This is a genomic window from Ignavibacteriales bacterium (genome assembly GCA_016709155.1).
Classification (GTDB): Bacteria; Bacteroidota; Ignavibacteria; order Ignavibacteriales; family Ignavibacteriaceae; genus JADJEI01.
In genome coordinates this window covers 517,466-539,023 of sequence record JADJEI010000013.1, presented here as the reverse complement: position 1 = coordinate 539,023, position 21,558 = coordinate 517,466, and the positions used below count along the sequence as shown (strand labels likewise).

30 protein-coding genes are annotated in these 21,558 nt (G+C 32.9%); 19 read left to right on the top strand and 11 right to left on the bottom strand.

Annotated features, from left to right (window positions below; all coding sequences use genetic code 11):
* Positions 1-103 precede the first annotated feature (103 nt).
* The 11 genes from IPH11_15760 to IPH11_15710 form a co-directional block, all read right to left on the bottom strand.
* A complete protein-coding gene (locus IPH11_15760; protein MBK6915039.1) occupies positions 104-316 on the bottom strand; it encodes a hypothetical protein in 213 nt (70 codons plus the stop codon).
* 19 nt (positions 317-335) lie between these two features.
* On the bottom strand, positions 336-464 hold the full coding sequence (locus tag IPH11_15755) for a hypothetical protein (GenBank protein ID MBK6915038.1): 129 nt from the start codon (positions 462-464) through the stop codon (positions 336-338).
* Positions 465-487: 23 nt separating this feature from the next.
* Entirely contained in the window at positions 488-1,339 is an 852-nt protein-coding gene (locus IPH11_15750) for a recombinase family protein (protein MBK6915037.1), read from the bottom strand.
* Between the two features lie 420 nt (positions 1,340-1,759).
* Complete coding sequence (locus IPH11_15745; protein ID MBK6915036.1) at positions 1,760-2,443, bottom strand: hypothetical protein; 684 nt, start codon at positions 2,441-2,443, stop codon at positions 1,760-1,762.
* A 22-nt stretch (positions 2,444-2,465) separates the two neighbouring features.
* Positions 2,466-3,194: a tetratricopeptide repeat protein gene (locus tag IPH11_15740; GenBank protein ID MBK6915035.1), complete on the bottom strand. Its 729-nt coding sequence runs from the start codon at positions 3,192-3,194 to the stop codon at positions 2,466-2,468.
* Positions 3,195-3,344: 150 nt separating this feature from the next.
* Positions 3,345-3,890 carry a hypothetical protein gene (locus IPH11_15735; protein ID MBK6915034.1) on the bottom strand — a complete coding sequence of 182 codons (546 nt, stop codon included), beginning with the start codon at positions 3,888-3,890 and terminating at the stop codon, positions 3,345-3,347.
* Positions 3,891-4,348: 458 nt separating this feature from the next.
* Positions 4,349-4,747: a hypothetical protein gene (locus tag IPH11_15730; GenBank protein MBK6915033.1), complete on the bottom strand. Its 399-nt coding sequence runs from the start codon at positions 4,745-4,747 to the stop codon at positions 4,349-4,351.
* 197 nt (positions 4,748-4,944) lie between these two features.
* Positions 4,945-5,307, bottom strand: a complete 363-nt coding sequence (locus IPH11_15725) for a hypothetical protein (GenBank protein ID MBK6915032.1) — start codon at positions 5,305-5,307, stop codon at positions 4,945-4,947.
* A 242-nt stretch (positions 5,308-5,549) separates the two neighbouring features.
* On the bottom strand, positions 5,550-6,074 hold the full coding sequence (locus IPH11_15720; protein ID MBK6915031.1) for a hypothetical protein: 525 nt from the start codon (positions 6,072-6,074) through the stop codon (positions 5,550-5,552).
* Positions 6,075-6,157: 83 nt separating this feature from the next.
* Positions 6,158-6,700 (bottom strand): NADAR family protein, encoded by a 543-nt coding sequence (locus IPH11_15715; protein ID MBK6915030.1) that lies wholly within the window; start codon positions 6,698-6,700, stop codon positions 6,158-6,160.
* A gap of 740 nt (positions 6,701-7,440) precedes the next feature.
* A complete protein-coding gene (locus IPH11_15710) occupies positions 7,441-9,351 on the bottom strand; it encodes a hypothetical protein (GenBank protein MBK6915029.1) in 1,911 nt (636 codons plus the stop codon).
* Between the two features lie 455 nt (positions 9,352-9,806).
* Between IPH11_15710 and IPH11_15705 the strand changes: the two genes are divergently transcribed.
* From IPH11_15705 to IPH11_15615, 19 genes are all read left to right on the top strand, one after another.
* Positions 9,807-10,094, top strand: coding sequence for a hypothetical protein (locus IPH11_15705; protein MBK6915028.1), 288 nt, complete (start codon positions 9,807-9,809; stop codon positions 10,092-10,094).
* On the top strand, positions 10,063-10,857 hold the full coding sequence (locus IPH11_15700; GenBank protein ID MBK6915027.1) for a hypothetical protein: 795 nt from the start codon (positions 10,063-10,065) through the stop codon (positions 10,855-10,857). Before IPH11_15705 ends, IPH11_15700 begins: the two co-directional genes overlap by 32 nt.
* Entirely contained in the window at positions 10,854-11,501 is a 648-nt protein-coding gene (locus IPH11_15695) for a hypothetical protein (protein MBK6915026.1), read from the top strand. Before IPH11_15700 ends, IPH11_15695 begins: the two co-directional genes overlap by 4 nt.
* The gene (locus IPH11_15690; protein ID MBK6915025.1) at positions 11,498-11,995 is read left to right on the top strand and encodes a hypothetical protein; all 498 of its coding nucleotides are present in this window, start codon (positions 11,498-11,500) and stop codon (positions 11,993-11,995) included. The genes IPH11_15695 and IPH11_15690 overlap by 4 nt, the downstream gene beginning before the upstream one ends.
* A gap of 13 nt (positions 11,996-12,008) precedes the next feature.
* The gene (locus tag IPH11_15685) at positions 12,009-12,218 is read left to right on the top strand and encodes a hypothetical protein (protein ID MBK6915024.1); all 210 of its coding nucleotides are present in this window, start codon (positions 12,009-12,011) and stop codon (positions 12,216-12,218) included.
* A gap of 454 nt (positions 12,219-12,672) precedes the next feature.
* Positions 12,673-12,954: a hypothetical protein gene (locus IPH11_15680; protein ID MBK6915023.1), complete on the top strand. Its 282-nt coding sequence runs from the start codon at positions 12,673-12,675 to the stop codon at positions 12,952-12,954.
* 1 nt (position 12,955) lies between these two features.
* Positions 12,956-13,363 (top strand): hypothetical protein, encoded by a 408-nt coding sequence (locus IPH11_15675; protein MBK6915022.1) that lies wholly within the window; start codon positions 12,956-12,958, stop codon positions 13,361-13,363.
* A 141-nt stretch (positions 13,364-13,504) separates the two neighbouring features.
* On the top strand, positions 13,505-13,687 hold the full coding sequence (locus IPH11_15670; protein ID MBK6915021.1) for a hypothetical protein: 183 nt from the start codon (positions 13,505-13,507) through the stop codon (positions 13,685-13,687).
* Positions 13,688-13,769: 82 nt separating this feature from the next.
* The gene (locus IPH11_15665) at positions 13,770-14,039 is read left to right on the top strand and encodes a hypothetical protein (protein ID MBK6915020.1); all 270 of its coding nucleotides are present in this window, start codon (positions 13,770-13,772) and stop codon (positions 14,037-14,039) included.
* Between the two features lie 51 nt (positions 14,040-14,090).
* Positions 14,091-14,471 carry a TIGR03987 family protein gene (locus tag IPH11_15660; protein ID MBK6915019.1) on the top strand — a complete coding sequence of 127 codons (381 nt, stop codon included), beginning with the start codon at positions 14,091-14,093 and terminating at the stop codon, positions 14,469-14,471.
* Positions 14,472-14,743: 272 nt separating this feature from the next.
* Positions 14,744-15,922, top strand: coding sequence for a leucine-rich repeat domain-containing protein (locus IPH11_15655; protein ID MBK6915018.1), 1,179 nt, complete (start codon positions 14,744-14,746; stop codon positions 15,920-15,922).
* A 25-nt stretch (positions 15,923-15,947) separates the two neighbouring features.
* The gene (locus IPH11_15650; GenBank protein ID MBK6915017.1) at positions 15,948-16,652 is read left to right on the top strand and encodes a hypothetical protein; all 705 of its coding nucleotides are present in this window, start codon (positions 15,948-15,950) and stop codon (positions 16,650-16,652) included.
* 167 nt (positions 16,653-16,819) lie between these two features.
* On the top strand, positions 16,820-17,644 hold the full coding sequence (locus tag IPH11_15645; protein ID MBK6915016.1) for a WYL domain-containing protein: 825 nt from the start codon (positions 16,820-16,822) through the stop codon (positions 17,642-17,644).
* Positions 17,641-17,820, top strand: a complete 180-nt coding sequence (locus tag IPH11_15640) for a hypothetical protein (GenBank protein MBK6915015.1) — start codon at positions 17,641-17,643, stop codon at positions 17,818-17,820. Before IPH11_15645 ends, IPH11_15640 begins: the two co-directional genes overlap by 4 nt.
* A 137-nt stretch (positions 17,821-17,957) precedes the next feature.
* Complete coding sequence (locus IPH11_15635; GenBank protein ID MBK6915014.1) at positions 17,958-18,299, top strand: hypothetical protein; 342 nt, start codon at positions 17,958-17,960, stop codon at positions 18,297-18,299.
* A 98-nt stretch (positions 18,300-18,397) separates the two neighbouring features.
* Positions 18,398-18,724 carry a hypothetical protein gene (locus IPH11_15630; protein MBK6915013.1) on the top strand — a complete coding sequence of 109 codons (327 nt, stop codon included), beginning with the start codon at positions 18,398-18,400 and terminating at the stop codon, positions 18,722-18,724.
* Positions 18,725-18,966: 242 nt separating this feature from the next.
* Complete coding sequence (locus tag IPH11_15625; protein MBK6915012.1) at positions 18,967-19,536, top strand: hypothetical protein; 570 nt, start codon at positions 18,967-18,969, stop codon at positions 19,534-19,536.
* 25 nt (positions 19,537-19,561) lie between these two features.
* Positions 19,562-20,923 (top strand): ATP-binding protein, encoded by a 1,362-nt coding sequence (locus IPH11_15620; protein MBK6915011.1) that lies wholly within the window; start codon positions 19,562-19,564, stop codon positions 20,921-20,923.
* The gene (locus IPH11_15615) at positions 20,893-21,480 is read left to right on the top strand and encodes a type IV secretion system DNA-binding domain-containing protein (GenBank protein ID MBK6915010.1); all 588 of its coding nucleotides are present in this window, start codon (positions 20,893-20,895) and stop codon (positions 21,478-21,480) included. The genes IPH11_15620 and IPH11_15615 overlap by 31 nt, the downstream gene beginning before the upstream one ends.
* Positions 21,481-21,558: the final 78 nt, after the last annotated feature.

The following is a 21,558-nucleotide window of genomic DNA, read 5'->3' as shown; positions in this document are numbered from 1 at the left end:
CAATCTGACCAAATAATAATAAATCATTTACACCAGTTGCAGTGTGACTATCTTTTGATTCAAAATCTTCAATCAACGTTCTTAATTCCAATTCTCTTTTCTTTTATTCTGATCTTTTGCTTTTGAACTCTTCTTCATCTATCAGGTCACCTAATTTCATCTCCATCAGTTTATCATTTTTCCTAGCTAGACTATGCAATTCTCTTTTGTACGTTTCAATAAACTCACGATTTTTCTTGGAATCACCTTCAACATCATTATCTATAACTTCAATCGCAAATTTTATAAACTCCTCAGGGATAACAATGCTTTGCAAAATTTCTTGTATCTGCTCTTCAAGCTATTTTTACTTCAACTGTTTTTTGAGAGCAAACATGTTTTGTTCTTTTTGTACAACTATAGTAAGTGTAGTTGTGAACATTACCATTTTTCTGATTCTTTACTTTATCCTCAGCTGTAATCATTGCACCACATTCACCACATCTAATCAGGCCTGTAAATGCAAAATCTTACTTTCAGATTTTGGATTTTCGTTCTTAGCTAAAAGCTTTTGTATCCTATCATATTCAACTTTGGTAATCATTGGCTCGTGTTTACCTTTAATCCAGTTACCACTACCTTTGGGATATTCATAGTATCCATAATAAAATGGATTTCTAAGTGTCTGATAAATAGTTGCTCTTCCAACGCTTCGATTAAATCTGTTTGTTAAACCAAGTTCTTTGGCAGCTTTATCAATAACTTGAGATGGCAGATAAGTACCACTAAGCATCCAATCAAAAATCTTTCTTGTCATTTCAAATCGTGCAGGGTCCTTCATCATTTCCTTTTCACCTTTTCTCTTATTGGGGTTATGAAGATAGCCAAGCGGAGGTTGTGCTGGATACCAGCCTCTCTCAGCTTTTGCTTTTAATCCTCGCTGAGTATTTTTACTAAGATCTCTGATAAATTGATTAGCCATTCCTTGCTCAACGCTCATTAGAAGAACATTGTCCTCCGGATAATAACTTCTATCACTACATTGGATATGTTTAATAATTGATTTTTGTAACATCCAACTTATTGTGCCAAAGTCTACAGGATTTCGAAATAGCCGATCTGTTTTCCAGCATATGATACCATCAGCTTCTCCTTTACCAACCCTCTCAAGCATTTTATTAAACACTGGACGACCAGGTGCTTTAGCCGATTTAGCTTCCGTAAGAATATCAACTACATCTAAATTTCTTTCTTCAGCTAGTTTTTTCAAAACATCAACTTGCGAAGAAATTGATTCAACCTGTCTGTCTTCTGATTCTGAAGATTTTCTTGCATATACAAAATATTTTGTCTTTATCATTATTAATCCTCCTGCGTTTATTAAGCAGCCGGACTACCGGCTGCTACTAATTATACTTTTCTATTTTTAATTGTACGAACAACATTTATTAAATTAGAAAGTTTTATGGCCTTTGATAATGCGGCTTCTTTTGTCAATTCTTCATTAAAAGTTTTTTTGTACAATATTTGAAACTTTGAAATTTGTTCATCACTTAGTTTCACTGAATTAATTCCCAAAGAGTTGATATTGTAACTTCAACAACATCAAACCAAATTTTTATGGAAGGGATACTCCAACAATATCATTCCCACCAATTGCAGTACTAACGCTATTACATTGGAAGAAGTTGTTAGCGCTGGATAACCTAAATAACTCTGTATTCTTATACCGAATTATAGGTTATTAAGTAAGCGGCTGCTACACCGCTTATGTTGATTGTTATCTGAGTAAACCTTTCTCATATAAAGATATGATTGATTTAACTCTCAGGTTTTCCGAATTGGATTTTAAAAACGTCTTTTTGAATTGATCGTTTTTTGCTGAGCAACCTTGCAGAAATCTATTCAGTGCATAAAAGGATAAAGAATGAATACAGTCAAAGGATAAAGGTTCAAAAATATTTTCAAAAATAATATTACTTAACTTCCCTAAATTATTTTGATTATACTTTTCTTCAGTGTCCTGATGGAAATTAATATTAATTTCATCTAATGTTGCGTTCACACTGATTCTATCAAAGAGCAAAAATTCAACCTCGGAAATATCCGAGAATTGTTGATTTTCCAATTGCTTATTCCTAATACATTCTAAAAGATCCGATTTTTTATACATTGGAATCATTGCGTGACCAATAGCCCGTAAATCCTGATTTATTCCTCCAAATTCTGTTTGTAGACCTTTAGCAAAAGAATGATCATAATCATAACTGCTTACTTTTGCCAGGCAGCCAAATTCTGACAATCCATCTAAATCATTTTTTACAAATGCTATATCTTTATTCTCTTTGACCGCCTGAATTAATAATAATTCGTCTTCCTCATCAAATACTTGCGGTACTTTTGAGCAGCCAAATGGTAGCACAGCTTCCTTTGTTCTTATAATAACAAATTTCCCATTTTTCATAATAATTATTCCTATTTAAAGTTCAGTTATTGTTCTGATTCATTTGTTGATTCCATTCCGCAGCCAACTTTAATTTTAGCCATCGCATTCCAAACTCGTCATTTAATTCCGCTGACTTATATAAAAATTCATCAGACTTATCCGACTGACCTAAGTGATAATATGACGTTGCCAAAATGTAGTATGCATGCCCTAACAATCCGTCATCAGCGATAGCAGGTATAATTGGATTTAATATCTTTTTTGCTGCGTCGTAAGAACCATTTATATTGAATATTTTAGCTTTATATATGATCATTTTTTCATCTTTACGATTTAGTTTTAGTAAATCTTCAATTTGCTCTAATGCATCACTATATTTACCCTGAGCATAAAGACTTTGGACTTTAATTTTTCTAAGATCGATTGCTTTCTCACTATCTTCAGTACCTTCAAGAGCAATAAACCTATCACAGTATTCAATTGCTTTGTTGCAGTCGAGAGACATATAGTAATAATTTGTCAGACTATATAGGGCGAGATCATTTGAATTATCAATAATTAATATCTCCTCTAGTAGTGTAATTGCTCCCGATAGATCACCCTTTGTTCCCTGTATTAATGATTTTAGTAATCGTGACTGTGTATCTTCAGAATGACTCTTTAAATACTTTTCCAGTAATTTTTCTGCTACATTGAAATCCCCTCTCCTTAACGCTTCTGTAACCCGATCAAAAAAATCTTCCGGATCATAAAACATAAAATCTTCCATACTATTTTTTCTCCTTTTGTTTATTTATTAAATCTACTAGATCTTTTGGATGTTGGAAGTCTGAATGGTCAGAAACTAATTTTTTGCAGATCTTTTCCGCACTATTTATCTTATTGTCTAGATAGTAATTATATGCTTTTCCATAGAGAGCTATTTTATCATCTGGATGTACCAGCAGTACAGTATCATATATTTCATTCGCAATACCATAAGCACCCAACTTACTGTAGCAATTTGCCCACCTATTGCCGCGTGAATTGCTTGGTGAAAACTCTCATCACTACTTAGTGCCATTGTATAGCTTCCTAATGCATTAAGTATGAGTCCTTTCTTCTCCTGATACTCGGCGTATTGATCATACACTTCAAAATCTGCTTTACCTAACGCAATCAAATGCTCCAGAGTTTTAATATAAAATTTTTTATCTCCAGTCTGATCGTATAACCATGCTTTATACTTAAGCGCTTGAGTATCCTCTGGATCGATGTCTAGTGCGTTTAGTACATAGTGCAAAGCTTTAGCATAATCTTTGCGACGAAAATGAATATGAGTCAAGGCCTTCAGTACTACAATGTCCTTTCTATCAAATTTATTTAGTAATTCAAGGATTGGTAACACTTTATTGTGCGGTTTGGTATCAATATCATCCAAAACTTTATTAAGAGTTACTAGATAGTTTTCATTTGTTATTTTCATAAAATTTCCTTTTTAGTTAATAATTGAATATTATTTGTATCAATTAGTAGAGTCAATGAACTATTGGTAATAAAAGAGGCCCGATGATATTAGTGTGGCAGGAACTAATTGTGCCGTCCTAGGCTTTCGCCAACATCGGACCAAAATATTAGTCGGCCCAACTAATAAACACCGCTGGACCTGGTTGTATTCTTAAAGAGGGGAAATGAGACCCTTGCCACAGAATACTACTACCATTATAGTTTTGTGGCAAAAAAATAACGGCTTATATAAATATGAAGGGTCAGCGCCGATAGTAAGGAGTCGGAACTATCTGAACTCCGTCAAGGACTTTCGTCGCATAACTGACCCAATGTAATATTTAATAAAATGACTGCTTCAAAATTTGAATTGTTAGAGGCGATTTAGACTTATTTTTGACTTAGATTACAGCATTAACCTTAACAAAGATTTTATTATTAGCTGGCTTCAATAAATCTTTCTTTATAATTGCCTAAAGCGCTCTCTTTAATCTCTATCATTTTTTCTTCAACCTTTCGGACATAATTGGAATCAATTTCATCGATGAAAGTAAAGAGATATGCTTGCTCATTTATTTTATATTCATCTTCTTCTATCAGATCCAGGACAGATATAATCAGATAGTGGGTAATTTGATGCCTATCTTTACATTCAAATGCATAAACACCCTGCACATCATTGTCCTGTACCTCTCTATCCGTTTTCCAAAATTTCATAGTGCCCCCACTATTTTTTTGAACTCCTAAAATATTTTGACCCTTGAGCAGTATCTGAAAGAAAGGTTCTTCATAGGGTGGTTGTGTTATAAACATTGTACTAAATAAAGGAAATTTCATAAAATTTCTCCTGTTTGAATTTTTATAAATGTGTTAATTATTAATCATAGCGTAAAATGAAAAACATACGTTGAGATTCCACAGCTTTATATCCCAAATGCTGAACTAGCACCTAGTCTGAAAGTAACTTTTGTTTTTTTTTGAACTTTAATTTCCTAATTAAATTGAGGCGGGTTATCCCCCGCCACTTGTTTGAATTATTCAAGTATTACCATTTTGGGAAAGAATGGCCTACTTCCATCCGAATTAATTACATCCATCACTATTACATCTTTCTCGACGGTCACATCGCACTCGAATTGATAAACATAAGGTTTACCAGGTACCCCTTTTTTTATTCTATCAACTTTGAAAGTGAAAAATTTATCATATACCTTAACACCTATATTCTGATCAACATCAAATATGCATGCACCTACCTTATCTGTATCAAGTGAATAACTAAATGCTGCCTGCCAATTAATCGTATCTGGACGATTTAATAATTGGTCTATCCACTTATCTGCATCCTTGTAACCAGGTTGAAGAGTGTATAATAAAGGGATCAAGTTTGAGTTCAAAACAATCACCTCCTTGAACTCGAAGGGGTCCAGAACATACTGGAATTGAAGACAGAATAAGTAATAACTTTCAATCTATAGTATTTTCTTGTTTGCAAATCTTTGAACGTCAGAATCATCTAGAGAATCTACAATTGAAATTGTTGCTATCGGTTTTCTTGATTTGCGTTTATTCATTATTTGAATTCCGTTATTTTGTTTTTATAAATACGGGCCCGTTATCCAGACCCGTTTGATCATTTTTATTCAATTTGTTTTTTCGTTTCTGATTTAAGCTCGTCTATTATTTTATTTAATGCCGAAAATACTTTTTTGTAATTGTCACTTTGAAATGTTAAAGTAAATTCAGTTAAATATTTGAATTCTGCATTCTTTTTCTTCTCCTCGTCTGTAAGATTACTGAAGTGGATTTCTGTGTTTTTACTCAACAATAATTTGGAGTTATTCCTCACTGCTTTTTTTAAAGCGGCATGGTAAATTTTCTCCCTGTGTTTTTGATCCGTTGGTGTCAACATTATGACTCGCGTAGATACTGTCCCACATTCTATTAAGGTAAAGGAGACGGAAAGGTCATCACTTAAACTTTGGAGTCTATTGGATTGGCAGTATATCTTATCAAAATCTACAATTACGGGCCTGAAGTATGAAAGTTCGCAAGGACTCATATTTTCGATAAGTTTTGCTTCTAGCTTTAATCCCGATCCACCAATTGGAGTAACCGAAATCCCATTGATCGTTATTGTACGGCCATTTTTTGAGGTAAACATTTTTATTTCATTTTGAATTTAATTTTCTCCTTTTATTTTTTTTAAATTGCAACCCTGATATGCAGAGCTGCTATTAATTAACATTATTTTTTTTCTTTATTCATATCCTCAATCGTCTCATCCCTAATTTCCATCCAGAGCTTTCCAAATACATTCTCACCCACCCATTTCCCACCCTTTTTCACAGCACCCCAGAATCTTGCAGATTCACGATCGTGTGTAGTACAATCTTCAATGATTACTGCATTTCCAGTTTCTAATAATTTTTCTTTAAGTTCAGGATGCTGCTCCAGTTTTAACTCTAAGCATTCCTTCATTAAAGGAATATCACTTGGTGCTTCGTCCCACATTTTTCCTCTACCAAGTAATTCTCGTTCTCTTCTGGCAATCATCTTTGCACCCATTGGAGATTTACATCCTAGTATTTCTTTCTGGATTTTAGGATGGTTTGTAAATCGCAGCGCTTGAAATAAAGCTTCACAAGTTTTGTACTGTGTTCCTTGATACGTAACCGGATAAGCCGACATACAACTGAGCCAGCCGCTATCTTCTTTTACTTTTGTGATTGTTATTTCCATAATTAAACTTCCTATTTTTAAATTGTTAATATGTGGGACTGATACCATGCCAATTAAATTATCGCCCCATACCCTAATTGACTAAACATCTAAAATGGGACTCATTGTATATAAAATATTTCCAGTTCAGGGAGGTCTCCTAGCCTTCCTTACCTTAGTACGTTATATTTACAACTACCATTACAGTTTGTAGCTAACCATGACAGCTTTGAAAATAAAAGGGGTCCCAGCCGTGACGTTAGTCTTGCGGTGGAAACAGTCACGTCTGTCCATATTTCCGATTGACCGTCAGGGATTTCTCCCGCTGGGACCTATTAAAATCTGAAGTGTAGTTTTCCCCTTTACTTATTAATGGGAAAGAAGAGCAGATAATATTAACCAAATATTCAGTCCCAGCCGTGACGTTAGTCTTGCGGTGGAAACAGTCACGTCTGTCCATATTTCCGATTGACCGTCAGGGATTTCTCCCGCTGGGACCTATTAAAATCTGAAGTGTAGTTTTCCCCTTTACTTATTAATGGGAAAGAAGAGCAGATAATATTAACCAAATATTCAGTCCCAGCCGTGACGTTAGTCTTGCGGTGGAAACAGTCACGTCTGTCCATATTTCCGATTGACCGTCAGGGATTTCTCCCGCTGGGACCTATTAAAATCTGTAGTGTAGTTTTCCCCCGTACTTATTAATGGGAAAGAAGAGCAGATAATATTAACCTAGCTAAAACTATAAATATTACCACAGCCAATTTAATTTTTAAGAATGTATTACAGATTATATAAACCGCACCTAATTACATTTCAGTTAATAGTTCCTTTAATTCTGATTCTTGGGATAATCTATTTAAGATTTTATTTATTCTTTTCAAAACTGCAGGTGTGGAAATTTTAAGTTTTTTTCCAATCTCTTCATAAGGTTCCTTTTTAATTAAGTGTTCATATAGCAATTCTTGTTCTTCTGCAGTACAGTATTTTTCAATTATGTCTCTGAAAAAAAAATCTTTAAGATTGACATTTATTGCTCTTTTAACATCAACACCAGGTTTTTTAACCGACATCGTATGATAATTAATCTTATCTGTTTCAGTTTTTGAAGTGTCCTCTTCCAATACAGAAAAACTCTTAAAATGTCCCGTGAGATTAAGCATTTCACTCTCAGGTTCATCAGAGTCTATTTCAATATCCTTTAAATCAATTTCTTCATATTTAGAAATTTCACTTTCTTTTTCGTTTTTCTCCACTTTGAATGTATCAAGATCTTTTTCATCCCAAGATTTATTTTCCATGAATTGATCTACTACGAATCTTTTTTTGTACTCTAAATTCTGTTTACGCTCGTTCTCTTTTGACCGACTTAAACTTAGCCAGAATACATAAAATTTTAGAAAAGATAGAAATAACTGTACATTTATTAATTTAAGATCGATATCATTAATTTTATGAAGTTTAAAGACTGAAGAGAGCAAAAAGGTATATAGGTTAAGATTTTTAAAGTTAAGATATTTTAATAAAAGTGGATCAAATACTGGAGTTCTGTAACCGAGATATGGTGTACCTATATGCATTAGAATAAATAACCTTTTTTCTGGCTTAGTAAGGTTTTCGTTCTTATTTAATTCATCAAAAGTTTTTTTTGCCCATTCCCTATAACAACGTCGGAATAACATTTCAATTTCTAAATTAATTTGCTCAACCATTCCCTGTGTACTGGCGAACGTATCATTGATATACACAAGAACAGCACGATTAAGGGGTTCAGGTTGTGAATGAATGTGCTTTATTCTATCTATCCAATTCTGAGTCTTTTCTATTTTTTCTTTACTTTTCTTTCCAACAAGAAATTCATCCAACGATTGAAGCGCTTCATTTACTATTTTATTAAGCTCCTCATTGCTTACGACTGTTTGTGTTTTATTGTCCTTATTTTCTTTTAATTCAGTTGACTGTTGCTCATTCTGAGGATATCTGGAAAGCATCGATTTTACTGTTTTTAGTACCTTACTGAAATCTGTTGATCTTAACTCTTCGAAAATCGGATCTTCAGTTAGGAAGTCTTTTAATTCATCAATTTCTCTTTTTGTATATGTCGTTCTAAATTTTTCTTTTTTATTCTCAATATTTTCGCCAATATTCTGAGTATTAATTTTCACAAAATATTGAACGATTTTCTTAAAATATTCTTTCGAAAAACGTTTTTGTGTATGCAATGTTTGATCAATTTCAGCAATTTCATCATAGGCGGCTTTGAAAAATAATTTTTGAACAGAATGGCCGGTCACATCTAAAATTGAATATTCAATTTTTAACTTTGCATCTTCCTCTTCCTTCTTTGTGGGCCAGGTTTTTCCCTGCTTAACAAGCAGTTCCCGTATGAGATTATTATAGTCCATCGAATTTATCTTGAATGTTCGAGTATTCTTTAATGTACTGCGGAGATATTGACCCTTTACATCAAAATGCGTAGCTCGATAATACTCTAAATAAAAAGCGAGATTGAGTTCAGAAATATTTTTAAATTCAGGTACTTTTAGAAAAGGATCAACAAATAATTCAGAGGAAATTATCTTATTCCAATCTGGAATAAAAATTCTAAGTTCACCGGAATTTTGAACGCCTGTTTCTTTCTTAAAGCCATTCTTAAAATCAAGATCGAGTGTCTCAATTATTAAACCTGTGCCGTCGTCAAATGATATTTGTTGTTTCAATTTTCCATCCCTTTAAATTATTCTAAAAGTCAAATTGCTTAATGCTTTATTAAATTGGAAAGATTACCCTTTTAAAATAAAGAAATATTACACCGAACCCTTTTAAAGGAATGTAGTAAAGAAGACCTTAAACAAAATTGTGAATGTTAGGACTGCGATTTTGGCATGAAAATGCATGTTTTTTCAATCAGCAAATGCTAGCAATGTTAGCAGATTTAATGATGAATGTATTCTAATGATTTTTATTTTAATTGTTACTTGACGGCATATTTGAAATTTAAATATATTAAATAAGAGCAGACAGTATGAAGTTTGCTTTGAAAACCTGCAAAAGACCACTTCAAAACTCGCCAATAGACAACCCGAATAATTTACAACTGAAAACATAATTTATAGGAATGCTCTTTCATCAGAGGGGGCATTCCACCTGAATAAATTTAATCGGAGTTAATCTAATGCAGACTTATTCAAACGAGGATTTTTACCTCTCTGCATATTTACTGACCACAGGCTACAAGCTGATTGAGCACACCAGAAAACAAGGACTGACAACCTTTGTATTTGAATCCACTAACGACATCCACGATGCTGTTGCGGAATATTATACAATGAACGCAAAAGTAGAACCAATGAAATATGGAAACTCAATTCGCAGCTTAAAGAGTATCATTCACTCTTATTCTACATCTACATCAAATCGAGGTTATAAAAATGAATTCAATAACAAACACGGAGAAAAATAATAGTAAATTAAAATATTCCTACAATCCAGAAGTAACATTCGATCTTACCAAAGAAGAGGGAGGTAAAAAAAATAAAGGTTGGATCCTTTCTGAAATAAATTGGAATGAATCTGAATTAAACAATCTTGTTAAAACAACTTCATACCTGCCATCAAAACTTAAAGACGGTCATAAAATAAAAGAGAATGTTGAAGAAGTTTATTTTCTGACGTTGGATTTTGATAAAAATGATCCCGCACTCGAGCAATTCAAAGAAAACTGGAAGGCAACTCAGTTCTCTTGGTTCTTGCATACAACAGTTAATCATCAAAAAACAATAAGTGATGAAGGTGAAAGCATTCAAGCAATTGATAAATTCAGAGTGATTGTTCCATTATCCAGAACTATTTCACTCAAGGAACTGGATGCGATGAAAGAAGTCTGGATAGAGAAGTTTCCCAAGATTGATAAAAGTTGTTTTGATGGTAATCGTTACTTCAAGATGAATCCGAATGCGATTACACATTTACACAATTACATTGATCTCGAAGGTAATGTAGTATTTCTTAATCCTGATGATGACCAATTAAAAACAAAAAGAAAAAACCAGGAAGACCAAAGCAAGAAGAGAGAACAATTTCACTTGATGATGAAGTTACTCTTGAAGATGGTGTTACGAGGGAGAAGGTTAGAAAGATTTCAGGCAAAACAAAAATATTCTGTCCTTACTGCGATCATTCAAAGAGAACACATCCGCATACACATAATGCATTCATTGATTTGAACGAAGCGGGGCAGTATTATATTTTCTGTTCTTCTGAAAGCAAAACATACTGGCAGGATAGCAGAGAGATAGATGCTGCAAAGAGTAAATTGTTCTGGAATGAATCTGTTGGTGGTCCTTCAATGATAGATTATTTAAGCTTTAATGGTGATGGTCCGCTTTACATATTCAAGAACGCTGCTGATTTTGATAATTACTGCGTACAGAAAAATATAGATCCGAATATTAGATCTTATTTGCCAAGGCGGGAAATAATATTTAACCCAGGGTTGAAAGGGGGTTTGAATGATAAATATTATAATTTATTTGAAGAGAGTGAGTATATGAAGGAGGATTATACTACCCTACCACCCCTGGCCCTGAATCAGGCAGTCGATGAGTTAGAAAGAAGATGTAAAGTTATTTATGAGATTATGATTAACATCTTTGGCCAGAAAGAATATCTTGAAAGATTTCTGAACTGGATAGCATTCATTCTGCAGGCAAGAGTAAAGTCATACACAGCCTGGTTAATTACATCAAATGTTCAGGGTATTGGTAAGGATTTATTATTTATCAGAATATTAATGCCGCTCTTTGGTGAAAAGCAGTCTCAGTTAATGAATGGCAGTCACATTGCAAAAACTTTAACAAGATTGATATGAACTGTTTTCTTCGTGGATACAATGAAGTGTTTAGTGCAGGTAATGCAAAAGAAAATCTTCATCGTAAGGAATCGTTGAAAGATTTAATTACAGCCCCATACCAGAGTATTGAAATTAAGGGTGTTGATACATTCCAAACAAGCAACTTTATGAATTTCATTCTTTTCTCGAATAGTGAACACGCAATATTTCTGGATGATGAGGACAGAAGGTTTAATGTAATTAGAAATGAGAAGGCAAAAAAAGTTAGTGAGTTAACTATCTATAAAAGTCTCAAGGATCTTGAACCTGATATAAAAGCTGAACTCTCGGAATTTGCAAATATTATTTTCAAGTTAGATTACGATAGGGAGCTTGCAAATCATCCGATTGAAACAGAAGCAAAGAACATATTGAAAGCATTATCAAAAGATGAGTATGAAGAATTTGCTGAAAGATTAAAAAGCAAAAGATGCCAAGTATTTTCTGCTGGAAGAAATATTCCCGATGACTGAGCAAGAAGAGAAAATGGGACTGAAAATAGATATTGCTGCAATGGTTGAAAGTATTATTGATTTGCACGGAGTAATTCCGGCAAGGTATATGAGTAAGATATGCAAGTATCACTTTCAATATCATAATTATAAGGCGACACTGAAAAGATTAAAGTTAAAAGGAGTTGAGGAAACGACAAGAAAATTTGATGGAATATCAATGAAAGTATATGAAAGTAAGTAATTACATATTACCCAGCACAATCTACCCTGGTTGTGCTGGAATTTGGTTACCCCGGTTACCTTTAGGTTACCCCAAAGTTACCTCTGGATTGTTGGAATTTAAACTAAAAACTAAAGAAAGGGGGGTAGGTTACCTGGTTACCTATATTTTTTAATATTAGAAAATAAATAATTAATTAAGAAAATTTTTTTAGCTGGGGAAGAAAAAAAAATAATTAATTATTTTCTCCAGCCAACTTGAAAATTGGGGTAACCGGGTAACTGGGGTAACTATTGCGAATTTAAACTAAAAACAAAACATTTGGTTACCTTTAGGTTACCTCTGGTTACCTTTAGCGACCTGAACTTAAAAGAAAGCAGGTCTACTACAAAGAGAAAGTGAAAGATATCTTTAACCTTGATAGGGACGGTTAGTTAAACCTATAAAAATATGACGAAAAATAGAGGACTTAAAAATGAGGGACACAAGTTACAGTATGACACAAAGACTATTGAAAAAATTTGGGGGGGGTAAGGTAGTAGAGTATTGGACCAAATACGGAATGTACAAAGCATCCGAGCTGCTGTCAAAGGAAATGCAGGAATATGTAAGTCCCTACGTCCTCCGATATATGAGCAACAAGTACGACTGGAAACGAAATTGTAACCCTAAATCAGCCATTTACAAAGGCGTAAAAGCTGGAACTGTACCTGCGGCTTATTACAAGCACCTTATATTTCCAACGGAGGGAACTTAAAATGAAACAGGAATTTGATAAAGAATTGATAATCGATGTAATCGACGCAATTGAGCATTTAGGCATTGATGGATTTCATTGGGGAAAGAGAGATGAACAATTTCTTGAAAGTCAGAATGAATTAAAAAATAACATTGATAAAATAATTATCTGCTTAGAATGGATTGATAGAGAATTTACACTTGAGGCATATATAAAGGCTAGCGGATGCAGGGCCAGTGAATTAAAAAGGTCAATTGAATTTTATAAGGAAACAGATATTCCGCTGGGATGTGTAATAACAGCTATTGCATACAACTATCATCGATTCAGATATATAAAAACAACTGGCTGGGAGGATATGGTGTTTTATGCTCCAGCAGATATTGTTAGAGAATTAAAATCAAGAAAGAGAATCTACGATGTTTGAGGCATCCCTGAACAACTAATCAATATAAGTGATGATATCAGGAAAAATTAATTGTAGCTAAAGCATTAAACAACAAAATCAATTATAAACCAATAATTTAAGCCTCGAGCAGGGGCTTAACTAAATTATGGAGGAATTAAAATGAAAAATAATATCGATAAACAAATGCTTGAAAAGCAAAAGAATAGACCTAAAGAAAAAGCGGATGTAGTTTTTAATAAGCTACTTGCTCAACAGAAAAAACCTAAAAATCCATTTGATGAAGCTAGAACATTTACTACTCCATCAATGAGAGAAACTAAACCAGGGCCAGATTATGCTTAGGTATTTATAAACCCTGGCTACACTGCTGGATTCAAAATCTAAGGTCAAAAAACATTACAGCTCAGACACTATTATTTCTGATTTGTTTGATGAGAACCTGGATGAGGTTGATTTTATAAAATCGCTGTCAGAACTCGAATTGATTTACGGATTTGAAATTCCTGAAGAGTTGTATGACAGAACTGATTTAACTCTTGGACAGTTTGCTGATGAACTTGACAAACTTCCGATCATATCCGATGATCTGTATCCTGAATTTTATGATATTAAATACTCTGCAATGGAACAAACACAAAGATCGATTGAGCTTGAGAATAATACGGATGCTGAATCACTTAGTGAAATGTTTTAGTTAATTAAAAGGGGGAGCAGGTAGCTCCCTATCTTTTAATTATATTTGATTATGCCAACTTTGATTATAATATCAGCAACTCTAATCACGCTTGCATTACTATTTTATTCTATTGGGGTCTGGGCTGAAAAAATAGCAAGGTATTTGAAACCCTGGCACGTAGTTGCTTTCTGGATTGGTTTTGCGTTCGATATATCAGGAACTTATACAATGCATCTTTTAGGAAAAGGACCCTTTGATATATTAGAACCTCATACGTTAACTGGACAAATTGCTTTGTGGCTTATGCTGCTGCACGCGATATGGGCAACAAGAGTAATTATAAATCAAGATGAATCAATGAAAAATAGATTTCACAAGTTCAGTATTGTAGTTTGGGTAATCTGGCTGATACCTTACTTCGGAGGTATGTATTTAGGAATGAAGAACTAAAACCCCGCCACTTTCGCATTTCAGATAATAATATTTAGAGTATTGAATAATCTTGTCGACAATCTGGGTACCTAGTACGGCCCCCCTGGCTTTTATGTGGATTACCTCAAACTCATTCTCAGGTTAATCTGATTTCCTCCAGAGAATCGGATTTGTAATTTTTTTTATAATTTTTTAATCCCACCTGTATATGAAATTTTTATCATCCAATGATAAGAAATGCATATTCGATTAATCTATAATTCCATCATAAAAAATGGAGTTATATTTTTATGAGACCTGAGTCCAGAGTTCTAGATACTTACAGTGATCCTAAATATGTAGTTCAGGTGGGAGATTATCACGGAGTAATTTTAATTGAATATACTCCAGACAAAAAGTACGAATCATTTATTGATCTTACTTTATTTAAAGAGGACAAATTTTTTGTAACCTTCTTTGCAAAGACAAAATACAATGAGACTTATACCATTGCTGAATCTAAGTTTGGTTACAACGATGAAGCATCGGCAAAGGCTAAGTACTATTTCAGAGATACACCCTTTTTTGAAGTGCCTGAAAAGTTCAGCAGCTTTATGCCAATCCGGATAGAGATGTTTTTTGATTTGGTAAAAAATACTTTGAAGGAAGTCTATAAAATTGAGGAAGGGGTTGAATATTTCGTAGTTCCAGATAAAGAAGTAGAAAAGTATTACGCACAGAATAAGGACGAAGCGGAATTAATCTCATACGATGCAATAAATGAATATTTCTATGTGAGTAAATCCATCTTCAGTTGCATTGCGAATAAATCAGAGGAGCTGATTATAGATGATTTTAATTTTCAAGTATTCCCTCAATTTATATTAAGTTGTACCTGGATTAAAAAGCTTGAACTCTATGAATTACTTATCAGTGAAATCCCGGAAGAATTAACAAGTTTAAATAATCTTATATGGCTTTCCTTTAAGCTGAAGTTTTTAACAAAGCTGCCTTCTTCTCTTCATAGATTAACTAATCTTGAAGGATTCAAACTTGAACGAACAAGCATAACAGAATTACCCGATAATATGTTTGAACTTTATAATCTTAAAGAATTACAAATTATAAGTAACGAAGGGATAAAGAATTTACCGGATAAAATATTCCAACTAAAGAACCTTGAATATTTGTATGCGTACTCTAATGAAATTAAGGAATTACCAAAAACACTTTTTAGAATTGAGAAATTAAAAGTGCTCCATCTGGCAGATAACAAGATTGAAGAGATACCTTTAGAGATGACTGCATTACCAAACTTAAAAGTTCTTAACCTCAGCGGTAACAGATTAAAAAATATTCCCGATGATATATTTGAGATGGCAAGTCTTGAAGAAATAAATCTTTCAAAAAATCCCTCTCTTAATAGTGATAGTATATATGATCTTTTAATGAAATCTGGTAGAAGTGATAAAATAAATTTAGTTTTATAATAAGAATATCATAAGAGGATCTAATTTGAGCTTATCAAATATGTTTTATAATGGACATAATGTTACAAAAGAATTTATTTATACGATGCTATTTAATTTCAGAGGTTATGGAAATCCCGATGGATATTATTGGTTTATTGGTATGGAAGAACACTGGGATTCTGGTTGCGTCAAAGATGTAACTAAAATGTTAAAGTTGAATGATGTGGAGTACTATTCCAGTAACCCCTCCTTGGATGATTTACTAATACGATGCCAATTTGAACAGCGAGCCGCAAAACCTAATACTTTTGAGAGTGGGGTAAAGAAAATCATAGAGTACTTACAAAAAGAAAACCTGGATCAAACAATTGCAAATGACGTGTTTATAACAAATGCACGATTTATGCCTTTTAACTATGATAAGGCTGTCGAGTTTTTTGGAGTTTCAGTTGTTGATCAGTTAAAAGATGAAGAAATATATCGAAAAAATTTGTACGATAATTGGAAACAAAAAGACCATTTGACTTTCTGCCTATCTGCTAAATATCGGGAATACTTTCAGGAGATATTTAAGAATAATAGTGTGAACAAATTTAAATTTGAAAAGTTCAAAGAAAATAAAGAATTATATTGTGGAACAATAAACAATAATAAAATTTTCCAAATTTATCACCCAAGTTATCGCAAGTTTAATTCTTATTTATTAAAAATATTCCCATTGATCAAAGAAAGCTTAATAGTAAAATGAAAGCTATCAGACCAATTATAGTCTTTGCACATCCCTTTAAGCAACCACCGAAGAAGTACCATATCAATAATAATATAATCAGTTCCATAACGGTGGAAAAAATATGCTACAGTTACTTTAATATCTTATCACTGAATGATAAATTTGAATAACTTATTAGATGAATTATGAGTAAACAAAATTTATCGGAAACCAACCGTAATATTGAACTGCTTGCCCGTGTATTAAACGGTGAGCAAATCACCAAACAACAAGCTGCAGATTTTTACAATGTTGAAGAGATAACAATATCAAGAGCTTTGCAGTATTATCGTTCTTTGGGTATAGAAGCTTTTGGTAGAAAATCGGGGATAATAATTCAAAATAGACCTAAGAAGGAAGATCTAATTGCTTTATCATCTTATTACCTATCACTAAAACTCAACTCAGATTATTTCAGCAACTCGATTAAAACTTATTCTAAGATTGATCCCCGATTCTTTTCGAAAATTATCTTAGCAGCTAAAGCAGTGACAGAAGAATTAATCATCAAGATTGAGTATCAAAAACTGACAGATAATATTACTTCCGCGTACAACCTCAAACCTTATAAGCTTATAGAAAGCAATAGTAACTGGATCATTCACGCGATTAAGGAAAATGAAACAACTCTTAAAACTTTCTATTTAAGTCGGATTAAAAATATTTCACTTACTCAGAAGAAATTCAAAAAAGATTTTATAGAAACTAAATCTGGTGATATAAAAGAGATTGTTTTGAAATTTGTTCCACAAGTTGAGCAGGAACTTTATTATAAAATATGGTTCGAAGACTTTGAAATAGAAAAGCAATCAGATGGATATATTATATTAAAGACCAATCAACCGATCACAAATCGTTTAGCTGCTTGGTGCATTAGCTGGTGGGATGCAATGAAAATTATTGAACCATTAGAATTAAAGGATATAATAATTCAAATCACAAATGCTTTTTTGAAAGAGAATAAAGCTTGAAAACAGATTCACTTATGGCACTGAATAATTTGCTGGGTTTTGGTAATCCAGATGCAAAGTACATTTTCTGTATCATTGAAGAAGGTGGCATATGGGATTTGAATAAAGACGATGACAAGTCATTATTAGACTTTTATAAAAGAGACAAAAAAAATATTATACAAATGAAGATTTAATTATAGCACTGGGAGACGATTTTTATCAAAGAAAGTTTGGTATCATTAATTCTCCTGTTTACAGATTAATTTCAAAATTTTTTAATTCTGAAATTACACTACAAGACATAGGATCTATTCAAAAAGACATTTTTATTATGAACTTGTATCCACTTGCAAATAAAAATATTAAAGATGAATATCCAAAGTCTTACGAAGACATATTTGGTGTTAGTTGTAGGGATGATTATAAGACCTCCTACTTTAAAGAGCGAAGAAGTTTGATAAAAAAATTTTTCAACAAAATGGATAGGAAAATTATATTAATGGGGAAAGCAAACTGGCATATATACAAACTGCTTTATAGTGAAGTAACCGATTGGCAAGAAAAAAATTATTGTGAGTACGCAGTTACCTCAAATAACCTCATAGTACTAACTCCACATCCCCGGTTTTTTAGATTTACTGCGGAACATCTAAAATCTATAATAAATATATGAATGGCTACTTTACTATCTATGTAATTCTTCAGATGGAAATGGAATTATCAAAATTATTTATTGGAAATTAGAATATCTATTATTAAAGCAATAATAAGATGTCACCAGAACAAGCAAAAAAAATATTTAATCAAATTAATCAGACTAAATTATTCTTACTTAAAAAAGATTTAATAAACTATGCTGTTGAGTATTCCAGAATTAGAGTTGAATGGTATCTGGCTTCTGATGAAGGTAAAGAAGCATTAGAAGATTCACGAAGCAGAAAGCATAACGCCTTTATTGATGCCTGTAATATTCTTAGCCGCGAAATGTTAAAGAATAATGAAGATGCAAGCTGGAGAAAAGATTTAGGGAATGACAGAAAAGTAATCGGGGATTTAGCTTGCTATGTTCACTGCTTTTTAGGTTTGTCTTCGCGTTGACTTGTATCTTTTTTTTGCTTTCTTCCTTTTCAGCTTGTTTCTTCTGAATTAGTTTTTGAAACTTTTCACGCAAGAGGTTTGATGTTTCTTCTATTACAATTTGTTTTTTCATAAAGTAAATATTAAAAATATATTGCAATAAATCTATTTAAATTTAACCTCATACATTTGATATATTTATAACAGTTTTTATAAATATTAAAATAAATATTTCATTATTAAACTTTTGATGGGTAAGAATAATGCTAAAATTTAACCGCCTTCTTAAAATTGATAAAGAAATTTTCTTTGCTTTCAAAGTCACTGCTATATACTCTCCCCTAATTACCGAAAAATCAAAAGACGAACACTGGAGAGAAAGATATAAACGCGAACTTGATTTTATAAATTCAATTCTTAATTCAGGAGATGAGAGATTCACCTATGAGATTAGAAATATCTTTCAACCCGGTAAGAGTATTGACATTAGCTTACTAGTCAAAATAAATAATATAAGCGGGGAGGAAGCTGAAAATTACAGGATAGACTTTCTTAACTTAATCAGAATTTACCTCGAGGAGTACACCTTTGAGGAATTAATTTCAGCCGATATTAAATCTATTCTTAATCCTTTTGAGTTTAAATTTGTCAAAGAAACTACTCGCAGGATCGAAAATACTTTACTTGATTCTTTTAAGAAAAGTGAGATCCAATCAGGGTTCGGCTTTAAACAAAAAGACAGAACAGAAAAAATAATATCCAATCCTTCTTCGATTATCACTTATTTGTATCCATTTATATTCACAAATTCTGGCTCCGATCGGCTTTTTTAGATTAGCTGTCTTAGATGAATCTCCTTTGCTCATAAGTACAATATTCAGACCAACTACTCTCAGTCCTGCACAAGTTGATTTTTTTGAATCACAAATTTCAAACTGTGAAAAGTATTCCCAAATAAGTCTTAGTTCCATCAACAAAAAAGAAGATAACCTTTTCCCAACGCTCAGAGATCGGGCAAGTGTATTCCAAAGACAATTTTCAAGAATGCTTTACGGGTTAAGAGATAATGCCGCATTCGTCCAAACTCGGTTAGCAAGCCCCTCACCAATTTCTGTTACAGTACAGGAAACTTACAATTCCATTATAACAGAACATTCAGGTGCATTAAAGGAAGAGAACAGCGATTCCTATTCAGTCTATTTGCAAGGTGGGTACAACAGCATAAACTTAACCGGAAAAATCTTAGAGGAAAATATAGCCTCACTAAGTAATCTTGAATTTTCTTTTAACCAGAACTCTCTACTCAATTCTGAGCTGAAATCCCTGCCTTATTTGTTTGATACTGCCGAATCATTATGCCTTTTCAGACTACCATTTTTTAACGGGGATGATGTTCCATTCATCAAATTATTAAAATCTAAATTAAAAGCAGCTCCTTCAACATTCCGTAACGAAGAAGCTGTAGTTTTAGGTAAAGCGAAAGTAGGGAATTCAAGTAATATTGTTGGCATTTCTTATGATGACCGACGCCGTCATGTTTATACAGTTGGACAAACAGGCACCGGTAAAACCACTCTTCTAAAAACTATGTTGATGTCCGATATAAAAAACAATAAAGGCGTTTGTTTGATTGATCCTCACGGAGATCTCTTCTATGATATTCTCAACAATATTCCTGCTTCCCGTAAAAATGATGTGGTAATTATTAATCCAGTGGAGACTAATTTTCCTGTAGGTATAAATATTCTTGAATATAAATACGAAAGACAAAAGCATTTCGTCGTTCAGGAATTCATTTCAATTTTTAACAAATTGCTCTATGATGAATATGGCACTGAGGCTAGCACCTTCGCTGGTCCCATTTTTTATCAGCACATGCGTATGAATCTTTTATTAGCGATGTCCGACCAGAATGATCCCGGAACTCTTTTAGAATTTAATCGGATCTTTCAGCAGGAAGGATACTGGAAAAGATGGCTGCCTCTCAAAATGCATGATCCGATATTAGATAATTGGATAAAAATATTGGAAAGGACTGATTACCTGCGAACTTACTCTGAAGGCAGTTCTATGGGTGGTTATATTAGCAGCAAGTTTGAGAATTTTCTTTTTGATCCTATGGTTAGAAATATTTTTGCTCAAAAACATTCCACTATTGACTTTAGAGATATTATGGATAATGAAAAATATTGCTCATCAATCTTGCTAAAGGTGAATTAACCGAAACCAATTCTAAATTTTTAGGAATGTTTCTTCTGGCTAAACTGCAAAGCGAAGCATTGGAAAGATTGGATTTGCCGGTTGAACAAAGAAAAGACTTTACCATTTACATTGATGAATTTCAAAGTATTTCTACTCAAAATTTTATTTCTTTACTTTCTGAGGGAAGAAAATTTGGAATAAACCTTGTACTGGCAAATCAATTTACATCTCAAATCCCCAAGAATATTCTCGCTTCAATCATTGGTAATGTAGGAACGATGATTTGCTTCCGTCTTGGAATAATAGATGCTGAAATGCTCGAAGAAAAATTCCTCCCGGTTTTTAATAAATATGATATGGCAAATCTTCCTAACTGGACTGCACTGATTTCAACTTTAAATAAAAATCAATTAATCTCTCCATTCACTCTTGAAACCATTAATGATGTTAACGGCAGAGATAAAAAAACTGCGCAGGAAATTATAAATCTTTCTAATAAAAAGTATGGCAAAAGCGTAAAAGAAGTAGAAGAAATTATTCAAAAATCATTCGCTCCAATTCCTTCAAAAGATTAATTTACACTGCCCGCTAACTAAACCCCAATACCAATTAAAAGCAGGGGAGAGGCTTGCCTCTTCTGTCTTCGGTTATAT

What these genes read in the sequence shown, in the direction of transcription:
- IPH11_15655 (MBK6915018.1), top strand. Translation starts at nt 14,744, where the DNA reads ATGAGACCTGAGTCCAGAGTTCTAGATACTTACAGTGATCCTAAATAT.
- IPH11_15680 (MBK6915023.1), top strand. Translation starts at nt 12,673, where the DNA reads ATGAGGGACACAAGTTACAGTATGACACAAAGACTATTGAAAAAATTT.
- IPH11_15705 (MBK6915028.1), top strand. Translation starts at nt 9,807, where the DNA reads ATGCAGACTTATTCAAACGAGGATTTTTACCTCTCTGCATATTTACTG.
- IPH11_15660 (MBK6915019.1), top strand. Translation starts at nt 14,091, where the DNA reads ATGCCAACTTTGATTATAATATCAGCAACTCTAATCACGCTTGCATTA.
- IPH11_15750 (MBK6915037.1), bottom strand. Translation starts at nt 1,339, where the DNA reads ATGATAAAGACAAAATATTTTGTATATGCAAGAAAATCTTCAGAATCA.
- IPH11_15625 (MBK6915012.1), top strand. Translation starts at nt 18,967, where the DNA reads ATGCTAAAATTTAACCGCCTTCTTAAAATTGATAAAGAAATTTTCTTT.
- IPH11_15685 (MBK6915024.1), top strand. Translation starts at nt 12,009, where the DNA reads ATGGGACTGAAAATAGATATTGCTGCAATGGTTGAAAGTATTATTGAT.
- IPH11_15755 (MBK6915038.1), bottom strand. Translation starts at nt 464, where the DNA reads ATGATTACAGCTGAGGATAAAGTAAAGAATCAGAAAAATGGTAATGTT.
- IPH11_15630 (MBK6915013.1), top strand. Translation starts at nt 18,398, where the DNA reads ATGTCACCAGAACAAGCAAAAAAAATATTTAATCAAATTAATCAGACT.
- IPH11_15700 (MBK6915027.1), top strand. Translation starts at nt 10,063, where the DNA reads ATGAATTCAATAACAAACACGGAGAAAAATAATAGTAAATTAAAATAT.
- IPH11_15735 (MBK6915034.1), bottom strand. Translation starts at nt 3,890, where the DNA reads ATGAAAATAACAAATGAAAACTATCTAGTAACTCTTAATAAAGTTTTG.
- IPH11_15635 (MBK6915014.1), top strand. Translation starts at nt 17,958, where the DNA reads ATGAACTTGTATCCACTTGCAAATAAAAATATTAAAGATGAATATCCA.
- IPH11_15675 (MBK6915022.1), top strand. Translation starts at nt 12,956, where the DNA reads ATGAAACAGGAATTTGATAAAGAATTGATAATCGATGTAATCGACGCA.
- IPH11_15645 (MBK6915016.1), top strand. Translation starts at nt 16,820, where the DNA reads ATGAGTAAACAAAATTTATCGGAAACCAACCGTAATATTGAACTGCTT.
- IPH11_15730 (MBK6915033.1), bottom strand. Translation starts at nt 4,747, where the DNA reads ATGAAATTTCCTTTATTTAGTACAATGTTTATAACACAACCACCCTAT.
- IPH11_15670 (MBK6915021.1), top strand. Translation starts at nt 13,505, where the DNA reads ATGAAAAATAATATCGATAAACAAATGCTTGAAAAGCAAAAGAATAGA.
- IPH11_15720 (MBK6915031.1), bottom strand. Translation starts at nt 6,074, where the DNA reads ATGTTTACCTCAAAAAATGGCCGTACAATAACGATCAATGGGATTTCG.
- IPH11_15740 (MBK6915035.1), bottom strand. Translation starts at nt 3,194, where the DNA reads ATGGAAGATTTTATGTTTTATGATCCGGAAGATTTTTTTGATCGGGTT.
- IPH11_15745 (MBK6915036.1), bottom strand. Translation starts at nt 2,443, where the DNA reads ATGAAAAATGGGAAATTTGTTATTATAAGAACAAAGGAAGCTGTGCTA.
- IPH11_15715 (MBK6915030.1), bottom strand. Translation starts at nt 6,700, where the DNA reads ATGGTATCAGTCCCACATATTAACAATTTAAAAATAGGAAGTTTAATT.
- IPH11_15690 (MBK6915025.1), top strand. Translation starts at nt 11,498, where the DNA reads ATGAACTGTTTTCTTCGTGGATACAATGAAGTGTTTAGTGCAGGTAAT.